At 62.5% G+C, this 15281-nt stretch carries 16 protein-coding genes; 3 read left to right on the forward strand and 13 right to left on the reverse strand.

Annotated features, from left to right (window positions below):
* From ureC to urtA, 9 genes are all read right to left on the reverse strand, one after another.
* Positions 1-180 (reverse strand): urease subunit alpha (gene ureC, locus EYQ35_06525; protein ID HIF63788.1); only part of this gene is annotated, 180 nt, incomplete at its 3' end.
* Position 181: 1 nt separating this feature from the next.
* Positions 182-520, reverse strand: coding sequence for an urease subunit beta (locus EYQ35_06530; GenBank protein HIF63789.1), 339 nt, complete (start codon positions 518-520; stop codon positions 182-184).
* 49 nt (positions 521-569) lie between these two features.
* Positions 570-872, reverse strand: coding sequence for an urease subunit gamma (locus EYQ35_06535; GenBank protein HIF63790.1), 303 nt, complete (start codon positions 870-872; stop codon positions 570-572).
* Positions 873-903: 31 nt separating this feature from the next.
* Positions 904-1812: an urease accessory protein UreD gene (locus EYQ35_06540; protein ID HIF63791.1), complete on the reverse strand. Its 909-nt coding sequence runs from the start codon at positions 1810-1812 to the stop codon at positions 904-906.
* Complete coding sequence (urtE, locus tag EYQ35_06545; protein HIF63792.1) at positions 1809-2504, reverse strand: urea ABC transporter ATP-binding subunit UrtE; 696 nt, start codon at positions 2502-2504, stop codon at positions 1809-1811. Before urtE ends, EYQ35_06540 begins: the two co-directional genes overlap by 4 nt.
* 24 nt (positions 2505-2528) lie before the next feature.
* Positions 2529-3311 (reverse strand): urea ABC transporter ATP-binding protein UrtD, encoded by a 783-nt coding sequence (urtD, locus tag EYQ35_06550; protein ID HIF63793.1) that lies wholly within the window; start codon positions 3309-3311, stop codon positions 2529-2531.
* Positions 3304-4473: an urea ABC transporter permease subunit UrtC gene (gene urtC, locus EYQ35_06555; GenBank protein HIF63794.1), complete on the reverse strand. Its 1170-nt coding sequence runs from the start codon at positions 4471-4473 to the stop codon at positions 3304-3306. The genes urtD and urtC overlap by 8 nt, the downstream gene beginning before the upstream one ends.
* Positions 4474-4499: 26 nt before the next feature.
* Entirely contained in the window at positions 4500-6161 is a 1662-nt protein-coding gene (gene urtB, locus EYQ35_06560; protein HIF63795.1) for an urea ABC transporter permease subunit UrtB, read from the reverse strand.
* Positions 6162-6303: 142 nt separating this feature from the next.
* Positions 6304-7587 (reverse strand): urea ABC transporter substrate-binding protein, encoded by a 1284-nt coding sequence (gene urtA, locus EYQ35_06565; GenBank protein HIF63796.1) that lies wholly within the window; start codon positions 7585-7587, stop codon positions 6304-6306.
* Between the two features lie 389 nt (positions 7588-7976).
* Here urtA and EYQ35_06570 point away from each other — a divergent pair, with 389 nt between their 5' ends.
* Positions 7977-9074, forward strand: a complete 1098-nt coding sequence (locus EYQ35_06570; GenBank protein HIF63797.1) for a porin — start codon at positions 7977-7979, stop codon at positions 9072-9074.
* Between the two features lie 84 nt (positions 9075-9158).
* On the opposite strand, the gene EYQ35_06575 is transcribed toward EYQ35_06570, so the two are convergent.
* From EYQ35_06575 to EYQ35_06590, 4 genes are all read right to left on the reverse strand, one after another.
* Entirely contained in the window at positions 9159-10730 is a 1572-nt protein-coding gene (locus tag EYQ35_06575; protein HIF63798.1) for a hypothetical protein, read from the reverse strand.
* Positions 10731-10905: 175 nt separating this feature from the next.
* Entirely contained in the window at positions 10906-12042 is a 1137-nt protein-coding gene (locus EYQ35_06580; protein HIF63799.1) for a ferritin-like domain-containing protein, read from the reverse strand.
* Between the two features lie 90 nt (positions 12043-12132).
* Complete coding sequence (locus EYQ35_06585) at positions 12133-13137, reverse strand: hypothetical protein (protein HIF63800.1); 1005 nt, start codon at positions 13135-13137, stop codon at positions 12133-12135.
* 154 nt (positions 13138-13291) lie between these two features.
* Entirely contained in the window at positions 13292-13687 is a 396-nt protein-coding gene (locus EYQ35_06590; protein ID HIF63801.1) for a hypothetical protein, read from the reverse strand.
* A 187-nt stretch (positions 13688-13874) separates the two neighbouring features.
* Here EYQ35_06590 and EYQ35_06595 point away from each other — a divergent pair, with 187 nt between their 5' ends.
* Together EYQ35_06595 and EYQ35_06600 are read left to right on the forward strand one after the other, a co-directional pair.
* The gene (locus EYQ35_06595; GenBank protein ID HIF63802.1) at positions 13875-14609 is read left to right on the forward strand and encodes an EthD family reductase; all 735 of its coding nucleotides are present in this window, start codon (positions 13875-13877) and stop codon (positions 14607-14609) included.
* Complete coding sequence (locus EYQ35_06600) at positions 14606-15241, forward strand: hypothetical protein (GenBank protein HIF63803.1); 636 nt, start codon at positions 14606-14608, stop codon at positions 15239-15241. The genes EYQ35_06595 and EYQ35_06600 overlap by 4 nt, the downstream gene beginning before the upstream one ends.
* Positions 15242-15281 lie beyond the last annotated feature (40 nt).

Below are 15281 nucleotides of genomic sequence, written 5' to 3' on the forward strand. Positions count from 1 at the left end.
CTGCGACTGCCCCATGCCGTCGCGTATGACCTTGCCGCCGCCGAATTTTACTTCCTCGCCGTAGGTGGTGCGGTCTTCCTCCACCTCGATGATCAGCTCGGTATCGGCCAGCCGCACACGGTCGCCGACCGTGGGGCCGTACATGTCAGCGTAAGCCCGTCTCGAAATCTCGCGCGCCATGTCAGTCGCCTCCCCCGTCGCCACTGCCCTGGACCGACAGCGGCCCCATGACCTTACCGTTAAAACCGTAGACCTCGCGCGAGCCGCGGTAAGGCACCAGGTCTACTTGCCGAGACTGCCCGGGCTCAAAACGCACGGCCGTGCCAGCGGGTATGTCGAGCCGTTGCCCCAGCGCCGCCTCGCGGTCAAAGTCGAGGGCCTCGTTGACCTCGTAAAAATGATAATGCGAGCCCACCTGCACCGGGCGGTCGCCGGTATTGGCCACCTTCAGCGTGGTGGCCTGCAATCCCTCGTTGATAACGATGCTGCCCTGGGCGGTTATGATTTCTCCCGGCTTCACTGCTCGCCCCCCTCGTCGATTGGTCGCGCAGTCCTTACAACCGGCGCCCTCATCGCACTGGCTCGTGCACGGTCACCAGCTTGGTGCCGTCGGGAAAGGTCGCCTCGACCTGTACCTCGGCAACCATTTCGGCCACGCCGTCCATGACCTGCTCTCGCGCGATCACGGTAGCACCCGCCTCCATCAACTCGGCCACGGTGCAGCCGTCGCGCGCGCCTTCGAGCACGAAGTCGGACACCAAGGCGACGACCTCCGGGTAGTTGAGCTTGACGCCGCGCTCCAGCCGGCGCCTGGCCACCATGGCAGCGGTGGCCACCAGCAGCTTGTCGCGTTCCCTCGGTGTAAGATTCATCGCTTCAGTCTCCTCTTTCGGAACAACCCGATCAGGCCGACCACACGGTCGGCGTCATCTCTACCAGCCCCGCGAGTCGTTGCCTCAGCGCGGCCCAGCACCTGCCCAGCGCCTCGCGCAAACGGGCCGGATCCTCGTCGAGCAAGCGCAGCACGAGCAACGGTCCGGGACAGGACACCGATGCCCTCGTTCCCTGCGCGCAGTCTGCTATCACCTGCCTTGCCGTATCAAGCTGCCCGGCCGCGTCCGGGGCAAGGTAGAGCAGCGTGGCCAGCGCCCGTGCCCCGCCGAAACCTGCGCGCGTCGAGAGCAACCAGGCCTGCCCCTCGGGCAGGCGCAGTCGATCGGCCCAGGCCAGTCGGCCGTCGACCTTCACCGTCCAGCTCTCGTTGAAAGCTACGTCGCCCAGCTCCTCGCCCGACGATACCCTTCCCAGGACCAGCATTTCGCCGACCAGGGCGCGGGCGTCACCCTGTACGCAAACGGTTGTCTGTCGTCGCAGCCGACAACCGTCGAACAGTATGGTTCCCTGCGGCATGTACTCCAACCAGCCACCCTCGCCCACCTCCAGGCGGGTGTCGAGACTGCAGTGGCTGCCAGGCAGTGCCCGGTACACTTTCTCAGCCGCCTGCCCCAGCACCAGCGCCCGCGCGCCGGGGCCGAGCTCAACCTTGACCTCGAGGCGGTCGCCACCGACCAGGCCACCCGAAATGTTGGCGACGACGGCCTGCAGCAGGCCGCTCTCGTCGGAGCGCGGGGTGAAGACACGCAAGGGCGCGCGCTGGTAACGCCGGGTGACAACAGTGTCCGAGCGCTTGACGGCCAGCGCCAGCGAGACTTCGCCCTCGGTGGCAGCCGCCGGCAGCGGCGCCGTGCTTCCAGGGGACGCGACTACCGAGGGCGCCGGCTGCGTGTTCGGCGCTGTGACTGCCGTCGTCATACCGTTAGGTGGGCGCGCACCTCGGCCTCGTCCATGTCCTCGCCACGACCCTCAACGACCAGGCGGCCGCCTTCCATCACCGCGTAACTGTCGGCCAGGCGGCGGGCGAAATCGAAGTACTGCTCCACGAGCAGTATGGCCATCTCGCCGCGAGAGGCGAGCATGCGTATGACTTCCTCTATCTGCTTGATAACCGAAGGCTGTATGCCTTCGGTCGGCTCGTCGAGCACGAGCAGCCCGGGCCGGGTAACCAGCGCGCGCGCGATAGCCAACTGTTGCTGCTGCCCACCCGACAGGTCACCACCCCGGCGCGAACGCATTTCGTCAAGCACCGGGAACAGTGACCAGACCTCGTTGGGAACGTGCCTGTCTATCTTGTCCATGCCCGAGTAACCGGTTTGGAGGTTTTCTTCGACGGTCAGGCGCGGAAATATCTCTCGGCCCTGCGGCACCAGAGCCATGCCCGACCGCGCGCGCTGGTATACGGGCATCCTGGTCACGTCTTTACCACGCCAGCTGATGCTGCCGCGTGCCGTCGACTCGAGCCCGAAAATCGCTCTCAGCAGGCTGGTCTTGCCTACCCCGTTGCGCCCGAGCAGGCAGGTGACCTCACCCGGCCGAACGTCGAGTGACACACCGCGCAGGCAATGGCTCGCCCCGTAGAACAGGTGCAGCTCTTTTACGCTCAGCATGGAGCCCGCCTTCCCGTGTTGCGATCAGCGACCAAGATAGACCTCGATTACTTCTTCGTTGGCCTGCACGGTGTCGATGCTGCCCTCGGCCAGCAGGCGACCTTCGTGGAGAACGCTCACCTTGCTCGCCAGCGCGCGGACAAATTCCATGTCGTGCTCCACCACCGCAACCGTACGCTCGCCGGCTATGGCCGTGAGCAGCTCCACGGTACGCTCGCGTTCACCGGTGGTCATGCCGGCCGCAGGCTCGTCGACCAACATCAGCTTCTGATCCTGCACCAGCAGCATGCCGATCTCCAGCCACTGCTTCTGCCCGTGGCTGAGGGTAGCCGCTTCGTCGAAGCGAATGCCGAGCAGGTCGATGGTCTGCAACACTTCTTCTATGCGCTCGCGTTGCTCCGTGCTGAGCACGGCAGCCAGCGTAGCAAACACCGAGCGGTCGTTCCTGAGCGCCAGCTCCAGGTTCTCGAACACGCTGAGAGCCTCGAACACGGTAGGCGCCTGGAATTTGCGGCCTATGCCGAGCTCGGCTATCGCGGCTTCGTCGAGTGGCAGCAGGTTGACCCCCCCGTCAAAAATAACCTCGCCCTTGTCCGGCTTCGTGCGCCCGGTAACCACGTCCATCATCGTGGTCTTGCCCGCTCCGTTGGGCCCGATAATGCAGCGCAGTTCGCCGGGGGCAAGCACCAGGCTCAGGTTGTCGAGCGCCTTGAAGCCGTCAAAACTCACCGTGACCCCGTCAAGGTAGAGCATAGAGCCGGTGGCGACCGGTTTGACCCTTCCCTGGCTTACGCTGCCGTCAGCCATCCTGCGTGTCCCCCTGCTCGCCGGCCACTTCGCTGGTGTCCACGCGAGAGACAGCCCGTCGTTTTTCACGACGGGAGCGCAGGCTGGCCACCACTCCCACCAGGCCGCCGGGCATGGCCAGGGTCACCACCACGAACAACGAGCCCAGAAAAAACAACCACGCGTTGGGCATCAACCCGGTAAGCACGGTCTTGAAACCGTTCACCGCCAGCGCTCCTGCTATCGCACCGTAGAGCGTGCCGCGACCACCCACGGCCACCCAGATGGCTACCTCTATGGAGTTGGCCGGCGAGAACTCGCCGGGGTTGATGATGCCGACCTGCGGCACGTAGAGAGCCCCCGCTAAGCCGGCCATCATGGCCGAGAGCACGAAGAGAAACAGCTTGAAGTTTTCCACCCGGTAGCCGAGAAAACGCAGCCTGCTCTCGGCGTCGCGTATACCGGTGGCCACCCGGCCGAGCTTGGACGACACCACCACGCGGCTCACGAGGTAGCCCCCGGCCAGCGCCAGCAACGAAGCCATGTACAGGCCGGCCCTGGTGGTGGCCAGCTGCAGGTCCATGCCCGCGAGCTCCTTGAAATCGGTCATGCCGTTGTTGCCGCCAAAGCCCATGTCGTTGCGAAAGAATGCGAGCAGCAGCGCGTAAGTCATGGCCTGGGTGATGATCGCAAAGTAAACGCCCGACACCCGCGAACGAAACGCGAACCAGCCGAACACCAGCGCCAGCAGGCCCGGTACAAGCATCATCATCGGCAGGGCGAACCAGAAATGGTCAAAGCCGAGCCAGTACCAGGGCAGCTCTTTCCAGTCGAGAAAAACCATGAAATCAGGTAGCAGCGCGTTGCCGTAGACACCGCGCGTGCCGATCTGCCGCATCAGGTACATGCCCATCGAGTAGCCACCGAGCGCAAAGAAGGCGCCGTGGCCCAGGCTCAGCGCGCCGGCGTAGCCCCACACCAGGTCAAGACTCAGCGCCAGCAGGGCGTAGCAGAGATACTTGCCCAGCAGGGTCACAGTGTAACCCGACAGGTGCAGGACCGAGCCGTCTTCAAAGGCCAGGTTGAGCGCGGGCACAAGGCAGGCCAACGCCAACAGGCCGCCAAAGCGGGCCCAGCCGCGCCGATCCATAACCGATACCAACCTGTTCGCCTGCCAGTTCATCGTGTCGTTGCGTGGCTCGCCATCGCTCAGTCTTCGGCCGCCCGGCCGCTCATGGCGAACAGTCCGCGCGGGCGTCGCTGTATAAAGATGATGATGAACACCAGCACCAGGATCTTACCCAGCACCGCTCCTGCCACCGGTTCGAGAAACTTGTTGATCACGCCCAGGCTCATCGCCCCGGTCAGTGTTCCCCACAGGCTTCCCACCCCGCCGAAGACCACTACCATGAAGGAATCAATGATGTAGGACTGGCCCAGGTTGGGGCTCACGTTACCAATCTGGCTCAAGGCGACGCCGGCCACACCCGCGATGGCCGAGCCCAGGCCGAAAGTGAGATAATCCACGCGACCGGTTTTGATGCCCATGGCCGAAGCCATCTCGCGGTTCTGCGTCACAGCTCTCATCTGCAGGCCCAGGGCCGTGTAGCGCAGCAGCAGGCCGAGCGCGGCCAGCACCGCCAGCGCAAAGGCGATCACGACCAGCCGGTTCCAGGTCAGCGTTACCACGCCAGCCAGTTCAAAACCGCCGGTCATCCAGAAAGGATTTTCGACGGCGCGGTTGGGCGCCCCGAACACCGTGCGCACCGCCTGCTGCAGGACCAGGCTCACACCCCAGGTTGCCAGCAGGGTTTCGAGCGGGCGGCCGTAAAGAAATCGTATGATCCCGCGCTCCAGCGCTATACCCACCAGGCCGGTCACGAGAAAAGCCACAGGTACCGCCACCGGCAGGTAGAGATAAAAGAGGTCGGCGGGAAGGTAGTCGCGAAACAGCTCCTGGACCACGAAGGTGCTGTAGGCACCCAGCATGATCATCTCGCCGTGGGCCATGTTGATGACCCCCATCACGCCGAAGGTGATAGCCAGCCCCACCGCGGCGATGAGCAGCACCGAGCCCAGGCTCAGACCCTGGTAGAGCTTGCCCACATTCTCAAGCATGCGCATCCGGGCCTCCATGTCGGCCATGATGCCTGACGCCACCCCACGCACACGCGGGTCGGGTTCGTAGAACTCGCCGTCGGCGTCGGTTTCGGTCAGGCGAGAAACCATGGCGCGCACCTCGGAGCCAGTGGATTCCGACAACGTCTCGAGGCCGGCCAGTCTCGTGGCAGCGTCAGTGCTCAGCAGGCGCGAAGTCGCCAGCGCTATCTCCATGGCGGCCTTGAGATCGGCATCGGCTTCATTGGCCAGCGCCTGAGCCAGCGAATCGGCCATCTCACTGGAAGGATAACCGGTAGCCGCCTCCACCGCTGCACGACGACGTTCGAGGTCCTCGCTGAACAGGTCCATGCGGCTCAGAACCGCACGGATTGCGCCACGCAGCGAGTTGTTGACCGAGATCTTGCGTATGTCGCGCGAGCCGGCCTCGCCCAGGGACTCACCCGTGCTGGGATCGCTGAGCAGGTAGGCGCTGCCCTCGCGACGGGCGTCGACCAGCCGATCGTCCGACAAGCGTCGGTACAGCCGGCTCTCGAGCATGGAGCCCAACACTCCCGAGGCTCGCGGATCGTCCATGGCACCAAGGGTCTTTATGGCCTCCATACGATCGCTGTAGCTCGACGAAGCCAGGCCAGCGGCCGCGGCGTCAAAAGACACGGCTTCGGAAGGAGCAGCCTGCAAGGGTGCCGCCACTGCCAGCAACAGCAGGAGGGCAGAAGCTGGGCGCGAGAAGTAGTTGTAGAAGTGTCTCATCCTCCCAGCTCGCCCGGTGATTTCCTGAACGCCGGTCAATGCACCGGCCTGGAATGTCACCCGGGGAGACGGCGCTTGCCGCCTCCCCGGGCTTTGTTTCTGCAGCCCCCCCCCACGGGGGAGGCATAGTTGAATCGAGCTTCTAGTTGAACTTGGGCTTCGCGCAGTTGCCGCAGACCCAGGGATACGACCAGTCGGCAGTAAGCTTAGCGCTTTCAGGAATGAAAGGGCTCCAGGCGTCGGCCTTGATCGTCTCGTCGGTCTGCCACACGATGTCGAACTGCCCGTCGGAAGTGATCTCGCCTATCATCACCGGCTTGGACAAGTGGTGGTTGGTGTTCATCACCACGTCGTAGCCGCTGAGCGAACGTACTTCCTGCCCGTACATGGCCTGCCTGACCGCGTCGACATCGGTCGAGCCAGCCTGGCGAACCGCCTGCGCCCACATCTTGAAGCCTATGTAGTGGGCCTCCATGGGGTCGTTAGTCACGCGCTTGTCGTTCTTGATGAACTTCTGCCAACTCTTGATGAAAGACTCGTTCTCGGCAGAATCCACCGACATGAAGTAGTTCCACGAGGCCAGGTGTCCCACGAGGTTGCTCGTGTCTATGCCCGACAGCTCCTCTTCGCCCACCGAGAAGGCAATGACCGGAATGTCCTCGGCCGAGATGCCCTGGTTGGCCAGCTCCTTGTAGAAGGGAACGTTGGCGTCACCGTTGATGGTGGACACCACCGCGGTGCGCTTGCCCTCGTTGGCAAACTTTTTCACGCGGCTGACGATGGTCTGCCAGTCCGAGTGACCAAACGGCGTGTACTCTTCCAAGATGTCGGACTCCTTGACGCCCTTCTTGCGCAGGAACGCACGCAGGATCTTGTTGGTGGTGCGGGGGTACACGTAGTCGGTCCCCAGCAGTACCCAACGCTCGGCCTCGCCGCCTTCTTCGCCCATCAGGTATTCCACCGCGGGGATGGCCTGCTGGTTGGGCGCCGCGCCGGTGTAGAACACGTTGCGCGAAGACTCTTCGCCCTCGTACTGCACGGGGTAGAACAGCAGCCCGTTGAGCTCTTCGAAAACCGGCAGCACCGACTTGCGGCTCACCGATGTCCAACAGCCGAATACAACGTCGACCTTTTTCTGCTCGACCAGCTCCCTGGCCTTCTCTGCAAACAGCGGCCAGTCCGATGCCGGGTCAACGACCACGGCCTCCACTTCGCGACCCAGCAAGCCGCCGTTGCGGTTGAGGTCATCGATCATCATAAGGACCGTGTCCTTGAGCGTCACTTCGCTTATCGCCATCGTTCCCGACAGCGAGTGCAGCACGCCTACCTTTATCGTGTCTTTCTTTGCCTGGGCTGAACCCGCGGCCACGCCCACGCATATCAAAGCGCCCGCGGCCAGCAGCGCCACCTTCTTGTAGCTGAACATATTTAGTATTCCTCCTTTTATCATTTCAAGTTAAGTCCCGGTCATCGCGGGCCTCGGACGAAAGCCCGTCCAGCCCGGCTGTCACACATCTCCCCTCCCCCTGCAGAGCAATAAAGGGGCCAACGGCAGGCCTGCTTTCTGGCTGTTATACGGGCCCGCAGCGGCCCGGGCTGCTGGTAACTGCTGCATGCAACAGCAGCCGACTGCCCGTTCAACAGGCAATCAGTGCCCCGTTGGCCTCCAGGTGGCCGGCAAAAGACAGCCCGCGGGTGTCGGCGGGCAGGCCGAGAGCGGTATCAAAATTGCACTGCACACGAGTTACCACTACACGCGAGTTATCAGAAAGCACGCCGGGAGACCGGCCACAAAAAAAGGGAGGAAACTCAACAGTGAACGTATACAGAAAATCAGCCGGTACCGGCCTCGCCGTGGCCCTGCTGTTCGGGCTTTCGGTCGTGGCCGCCCAGGCCGGGATCAGCCAGGACGTAGGCGACGGATCCTACAGCCTCGGGGTGGGATTGAGGGCCAGCTACAACAGCGTGGAAGACGGCGCGCCCAGTGGCGCCGATCGCTCAAACGACTTCAACCTGGAGACCCTGCGCCTGTACGGCTCGGGATCGTTGAACGACTACATCAGCTTCGAGGGCAACGTGGACGCCACCGAAGACGACGTGAAGCTGCTCGACGCGGTGGTGAAGGTAAAGCTCAACGATCTGTTTGAAGTCTGGGGTGGGCGTTTTCTGCCTCCGTCGGATCGCAGCAACCTGAGCGGGCCGTATTTCCTCAATGCCTGGACCTTCCCCATCGCCCAGAAGTACCCTGCCATTTTTGCCGGGCGCGATAACGGCGTAGCGGTGTGGGGACAGACCGGCGGCGGTGCCTTCAAGTACCAGGTGGGTGCCTTCGAGGGTTCGCAGGGTGTCAACAACGACGAAGACAACCCTCTGTTTGCCGGCCGTCTCACCTTGAACCTGTGGGATCCCGAGCCGGGCTACTACAACTCGAGTACCTACTACGGGTCGAAGGACGTACTCGCGATTGGCCTCGTAGCCATGAGCCAGTCCGACGGCGCGGGTGACGGCATCTCGGGCGGAACGGGTGACTTCAACGGCTGGAACATCGACGTCCTGGCCGAGAAGAACCTCGAGATGGGCGTAGCCACGCTGGAAGGCGCTTTCTACGACTACGACTCTGACGGTGCCACCGGTGGCACGGCCGAGGGTGACGGTTTCTTCGTGCTCGCGAGCTGGCTCTGCCCGGAAACGAGCAGCATAGGCCCGCTTGAGGGCAAGTGGCAGCCGATGTTCCGTTGGCAGGAGTACGAGAACGAGGCCGACACAGACGCGACCGAGCTATGGGAGCTCGGGGTCAACTACATCATGGACGGCCACAACAGCCGGGTGTCGTTGGTGTTCGGTGAAGAGGATCCTGCAGGCAGCGGCGACAGCTTCAACAGTGTGCGCCTGGGCATGCAGATCCAGATCTAAGCTCCAGGCTCTGAACTCTGAGGGGATTCCCCGATAGGAGTGGGGGAGGCGCGGCCACACCGCAGCGCCTCCCCCTTTTTGTTCCTACCACTGGGTCAGGGCGCCGTCGTCTATCCAGTCCTGTATGACCTGCTGGTCAGGTGCTGACATGGCCGGCAGCGCAAAGGGCATCTGAAAACCGAAGCCGGGCAACGCCGACGAGATCTTCTCGTAGAGATAGCTGTTGAGCGAATCGCCCGGCACCACCAGGGTGGATACGACCTGCGTGGAAGCTACCCCGACAAGCGCCGATCCCGCACCACCGGCAGAAAGGTCGAGGCCCTGGAAGGCCGTGAAGGAATCGTGGCAGCCCGATGTGGCGCAGTTCGTATCCATTATGGCCTGCACGGCGTCGGGCAAGCGCGGGCCGCAGTCCATCGAGCAGTTGGTGAGATTCTCTCCACCGGCGGCGTCACATGTGCCGTCACCACAGTCGGTGACGGCGGTTATCCAGTCACCGATCGTGGTTATGTCGGAAGCTGACAGGGCCGCTAATGGTGGCATGGGCAGGCCTAAGGGCGGCGGGTTCTGGGTAATCTTGGTGTACAGCCAGCTGTTCACGAGATCCCCCGGTTCGATCCGGTCAGTGGCAAGCTGTTCTGTGGAGGCTACGTTTACGGTTTGCGCACCCGAGACGCCCGCCGACAGCACGAGCCCCCCCCCGGGGAGGGAACTGGCCGAGTTGTGGCAACCGAGCGTGGCACAGCTGTCCGTGAAAATGTCCTGCACTTCTTCGTTTACCTGGCTGCAGTCGACCGGGCAGGTAATGGCGCCCTCGTCGGCGTCGTCACACGTGCCATCGGTACCGCAGGATCCGGTTATGGTGTGCGCAGAGACGACCGACCCATCCTGGTAGAGCGCCCCCATGCAAGCCTGGGCCAGGGCCACAGAGCTGGCCGCGCCCGCGCAAGCATCGAGGGATAACAGGGTGGCGTCGCTACACTTCTTGCTCACACCATCAGCCATCTTGCCGGCGGCCTTGGTGATCTTGCCCTTGGAGTCGGCCTGGGCGAGGTCGCTGCAGTCGGCCGAAGACTTTCCCTTATCCACCGACTCGTAGCACTTCGCGATCGTCTTGAGTACGGTTTTTGCCATCTTACCACCGCCCTTGGACATGGTGTTGAGACAACCCTGCTGGTCCTTGGACAGGCTCGCGCCAGCGCTACCGAAGGTGGCCGCGGTCATGGCCTCGGCCTCGGTCCTGGCAAGACAGACCTGGCAGGAAGCGAGATCCGAAAAACTCGCTATGGCGCCTACCGAATCGCAGGGCCAGGGGCAGGACGACAGGGCACCGGTCTCGCCCAGGGTGGTGACGCACTTACCGCCGATGTCGGCCAACGCTTTACCCTCGGCTCCAGAAATCTTGCCCTTCAAGTCACCAGTGGCGACGCTCGCACAATCAGAGGCCACGGCGGGTATGCCCTTGCCCATGGCACCCTTGTAGCACTTGCCCAGCTCCTTGAGAGCGGTGGTCATGTACTTGCCCGCGCTCTTGTTGATAGTCTTGCGGCACTTCTGCGCGTCCTTCGACGGCGAAAAGACATGCGCAGGCAGCGTGGTGGGTACGAGAAACGCCGCCACGGTAAAAACCGCGACGAGCCTTTGAGCTGACGTCATGTTGGGAATTCCTCCTGTTTAGCGAGCCGGCTGACAGATGACAGGCGGTCAGTAATAAATATGTCACCACCCGCAACGTTGCGTCAAGGCATAAATAACCGCCCCCCCCCCGATCGGGGGGGCAGGCCTGTGGCAAACTTAGCGCCAGGCAGGCGCTGTTACTGACGAGTCTCGATCAGCTGGCGATGGGCCGTATTACCGACCGTTTGCCCTCGTTGATCTGCTTGAGTTCGGCGATGCCTTCCTCGGCAATTGCCTGGCCGATGTTCCACTCGCCCTCGCCGGCGATCTCGTCCATGTCGACCCACAGGCTGTAGAACGGAATAGTGCGCTCAGTGATCAAGCCGCCGGTGTATAGCGTCTTGATCAGCGTACGAAAGATATTGCTACTATCACGCATGAAGCTGCGCCTGGTGTCGTCGGTTATGGCCTCCGACATGGCCGCAACCGCAAAATCGGGGTCTATGCCGCAGCGCTCGTACAGGCCGCGTCGCTGGTCGGCGCCCACGAGGTTGAAGAGCAGGTCCTCGAACATGTTGCGACTGTAGTCCTCGAGCTCGTTGCGTATCTCGTCACCCACCCCGGGCACGTTGAGGCGAGCCCAGATCTGCCCGAAGCGGTGGTGAAAGGCTTCATCGGTCATCACCAGCTGGGCCAGTCGACGGAGCACCGGGTCGTTGGCCTCCTGGTACAGGCCGGCAAAAATACCCATGGCTATGCCCTCGATGACCATCTGCATGCCAATGAGCTTCTCGTAGATAATGTTGCTGCCAACGATCTGGTTGAGCACGCGATCCAGTGTCTCGGTGGGCGGCGTGACCTCGCCGAAGCGCGAGTGGAGATAACGCGCAAAGCCCTGCACGTGGCGGGCCTCTTCGCGGGCCTGGTTAGTGGCGTACTCCGCCGCCCCGGCATCGAGCAACATGTCGGCAAGGCCGGTCGAGATACTGAGCGCGCCCTGCTCGCCGTGAAGCACGCCGCTTATGCGCATGAGCGTGGTCTGGTTGGCAAAATTGATCTGCTGGCCCTCGTCCAGCGTGTCCCATATGGCCGAGTGACGTTCGGGGATCTGGCTTATGGGGATAAGTGGCAGGTCGGTGGGAGCAGCTATATCAAAATCTATGTAGTCGCGGTCGTCGGGGTTCCAGAAGTGCTCGTGGGTGCGCGCGATCAGTGGCTCGAATTCAGGCGCGCGGTCGAGATAACGATCCGAGTTGAGCATGGCCGCGAAATCATCGCGGGCCACGGCATTGAACGCCGGGTTGATGTTGGTATGCCGGTTACGTTCCCGGTCTTTGTCTGACATGGCCATCGGCAGATTGTGCCAGACACGCCGACCGTTGACCAGTTGACCCGCCCCCCGTCTGCGCCGGGCGATGTGCAAACGGGGAAACAGCTCAACCTAGAGCAACCAGGTCAGGCCAACTCTCAACCTGTAGTCAGGCACCAGCGAAAGCCCCGAATTGTTGAGCACAGCGGGCAAATCGAGCGCAAGATGCCCCACCAGCGAAGTACGCCAGGAATACAGAATTCGCGGGCCCAGGTAGAGGGCCGTCAAAGCCGATCCCGACACCTTCTCGCCGGCCTGGGTATCCTGCCCCTTGCTCTGCATGGTCGCCATCAACTGCATAGCCACTCGGTGCTCGGTGGGACCGTGGGTAAAGAACACGCCCGGCCCGCCCGCAATCGTCAGGTCGTCGGCGTGCTGGTAGTCATGATCACCCTCCGTGCGTAAAGCGTAATCAAGGACCAACGAGGCGAACGCGCGGCCACGACTCGCAAACAGGTCCATGCCTGCCAGGTAGTCAACCGACCCTGTGCCAAGCGCGAGGTCGTGCCCGTGAAGCCCTCCCTCGTGGTCGCCCTCCCGGGAGACCGATCGCTCTTCATGTCCTATCTCCGGGTCGTGATGCTCCTCAGCCAGGAGATCGCTGTTGCCGGTGGGCAACTTGATGCCTCCTCTCAAGCTGGCACGCAGCACGGACTGGTTCTCGCCTATGCGATCCAGCGCTACCCAGCGCCCGGTCAGCGCAATGTCGCCCAGGCCGTCCTCGCGGCCGGTGGTCGCGCTCGGCTCATCTGCCTGGCGAAAGCGCCGATCTATCCACGGAACACTGGCCTGCACGCCCCAGCTGGGGTTGAAGTTGTAGCCGATGAGCAACTGGGTGACCGAGCTGCGTAGCATTTCTCCCTCGTCGTTATCGACCTCCTCCCCAGCCTCCTGCAAACTCTTGAAGCTGCTGAACTGGGTGGCCAGCCCTACTCGCGGGCCGGGCCGAGCCTGCTCCATGGCAACGGTGGTGTACACCGAGCACAGGTCACAGGCGTATGCTCCCGCCGCCGTGGTAAGACCAGCCGCGGTCACCGCCAACACGGTCAAAAGCCCTCTCTTCAAAATACGATTCATTCCGCTCTCCCTATCTATTCACTGCACGCGTGGCTCGCGCTATCACTCGTGAAAAACTCACGCCGGTTGCGGGGCAACGAATCGCTGCCCCGCACTGGTGCGCCATGTTAATTCCGATCTCCCATGTAAGGCGAAGCGCCAGGTGGCGCGGCCGTTAGGAGTCCAGTCGTGGAGGTGGGTAATCGGGCGACAGGGCCAGTCCCTGGGCCAGCCCGGCAAGCAAGGCCGCGACTTGGCGACTCGCAGGCAGCCCCAGCCCTTCGCCCTGTTGCCCTGGCAGGGCCGGCTCGGCGGCGGCAACCGCCGGGATTACAGGGGTGGGACAACCCGCCCCACCGGGATTGCGAATGCCCTCGCAGCAGCAAGCCCGCTCGGCAGAACCCGCGCGAGCCTTCTTCTTGACGTGGCAGGGCATGCGCCCCGGCCCCGTGGCGCAGCTCGCGCGCACGGCCGCCGCGGCCTGGGCCACCAGCGTGGTGCCGGGCACCGCCGGCAGCAGCAAAATCGCGGTGGCGGTAACCAGAAAGCTACGTTGCCTAAAAGCGTTCACCCTGCGCACAAGTTTAGTCAAAAACATGAGGGACAACAAGGATAAGAAAGTACCCACTGCGCTCGCCGCCGGGTAACCAAGACGAACAAAAGAGGTCTATCCGTTGGCCCCGCGCCGCATTTTGCTTTATCTGTCAGGTACCCCGGTATGCGACCCCGCGAAATGCACAGCAGAAGCGGGCGCTCACATGGGGGTGGGCGAGCAGGTGACCGAAAAGCTGGAACTAATGCTGCTGCTTAAGTCTCCCGGGCGGGCAGGCAACGGTGACAGCGAGGCTATAGGCCGTCGGCTCGCGCCGCTGCTGCAGGGATCGCCGGGCAGCAGCGACCAGAGAGTACTCGTGGCCACGAGCGACCAAACCCCCACGCCCGAACTCTTCGACGCCCTGGTCTCGGTGGGCGTAGAAGACGAGCACCAGGCGCGCAACCTCGCGCAGGCCACCAGGGCAGAGCTGGGCGACGACCCGGACGGCGCCACCGACCTGCACGCGCTGCTCGTCCGAAGCAGATGGCCGAAACCACGCACGCCGCGTCCTGCTAACGGCAGCCGGGCAGGCGCGGGAGTGGTGATGGTGTCGGCCATGCACCGTATCGCCGAACCTAACCACGAACAGTTTGACCAGCACTGGCGCGACCGCCACGCACCGCTCGCGCTCGAACACCACCCCGGCATGGCAGCCTACCAGCAGAACGTCGTCGAGGGAGTGCTCACGGCAAAGACGCCATCCTGGGATGGCGTAGCCGTGCTGTACTTCGACAGCCCTGATGATCTCGCCAACAGATTGTACAACGACGAAGAAAGCCAGCAGATAATCATGGACGACGTCGCGCGCTTCGTGGACCTCAAGCACAGCACGACGGTAATCATGACCGAGGCATACTCGGTTTCTACCCAGCCCATCAAATCACGGAGGAAAGTATGAGAAGGAATCTATTAGCAGCCCTGCTGGCCTTTATATGCACGGTTGGTGCCACGCCAGGCCATGCAGTTGAGTCGAACCCTGTAGCTGAGCTTCAACCGAGCAACTTCGCTCACCAGCTTGGAGGCTACTACGGCGTAGCCGAAAAGATCACAGACGAAATTATTCTCCGCAGATTAACGCCGGAATACTACAATTTTCCCCAAAAGATTGACGATTCGATCAAGAACCAGAAAGAAGAGGTCTACCTGCTGGCGCGTGCTGACAGCGCGACCGCGTTTGGGCGTAGCAAGGGCATGGAGCTACGGTTAATAAACGGTACGGAAAACCAGCAGAGTTTCCCCTCGTCCGACCATAGATTGTTTATAGTCCAGGAAGCCATCGACGAGACCGGGGAATGGAAACCGGTTGAGTATTTCCCGACAAGCTGGTGTGGCAACAGCTATCGCCACGTCCTTCTTGATCCAGGAGAGCACTGGCTGTTTCCAACCCCGAAATACGAAGGAACTTTCTCGACCACCCTTCGTTTTTCAATGTCGATCGACGGTAACAAGGTTCTCCATTCAAACGAATTCAAGGGATCCGTCAATCCAGTGCAATTCAAAAAAAACGAGGATACGCCGCTCTGGAGATGAGCCGACCTGTTTCAATGCCGACGGGATGCTGCGGTTAAAA

This window comes from Candidatus Binatota bacterium, from assembly GCA_012960245.1.
In the GTDB taxonomy this organism is placed as follows: Bacteria; Desulfobacterota; Binatia; order UBA1149; family UBA1149; genus UBA1149.

Excerpts from the sequence above, each read along its gene's own strand:
- urtC (HIF63794.1), bottom strand. The coding sequence starts at position 4,473 with ATGAACTGGCAGGCGAACAGGTTGGTATCGGTTATGGATCGGCGCGGC.
- EYQ35_06595 (HIF63802.1), top strand. The coding sequence starts at position 13,875 with ATGGGGGTGGGCGAGCAGGTGACCGAAAAGCTGGAACTAATGCTGCTG.
- urtE (HIF63792.1), bottom strand. The coding sequence starts at position 2,504 with ATGCTGAGCGTAAAAGAGCTGCACCTGTTCTACGGGGCGAGCCATTGC.
- urtB (HIF63795.1), bottom strand. The coding sequence starts at position 6,161 with ATGAGACACTTCTACAACTACTTCTCGCGCCCAGCTTCTGCCCTCCTG.
- EYQ35_06535 (HIF63790.1), bottom strand. The coding sequence starts at position 872 with ATGAATCTTACACCGAGGGAACGCGACAAGCTGCTGGTGGCCACCGCT.
- urtD (HIF63793.1), bottom strand. The coding sequence starts at position 3,311 with ATGGCTGACGGCAGCGTAAGCCAGGGAAGGGTCAAACCGGTCGCCACC.
- EYQ35_06575 (HIF63798.1), bottom strand. The coding sequence starts at position 10,730 with ATGACGTCAGCTCAAAGGCTCGTCGCGGTTTTTACCGTGGCGGCGTTT.
- urtA (HIF63796.1), bottom strand. The coding sequence starts at position 7,587 with ATGTTCAGCTACAAGAAGGTGGCGCTGCTGGCCGCGGGCGCTTTGATA.
- EYQ35_06585 (HIF63800.1), bottom strand. The coding sequence starts at position 13,137 with ATGAATCGTATTTTGAAGAGAGGGCTTTTGACCGTGTTGGCGGTGACC.
- EYQ35_06580 (HIF63799.1), bottom strand. The coding sequence starts at position 12,042 with ATGGCCATGTCAGACAAAGACCGGGAACGTAACCGGCATACCAACATC.
- EYQ35_06540 (HIF63791.1), bottom strand. The coding sequence starts at position 1,812 with ATGACGACGGCAGTCACAGCGCCGAACACGCAGCCGGCGCCCTCGGTA.
- EYQ35_06600 (HIF63803.1), top strand. The coding sequence starts at position 14,606 with ATGAGAAGGAATCTATTAGCAGCCCTGCTGGCCTTTATATGCACGGTT.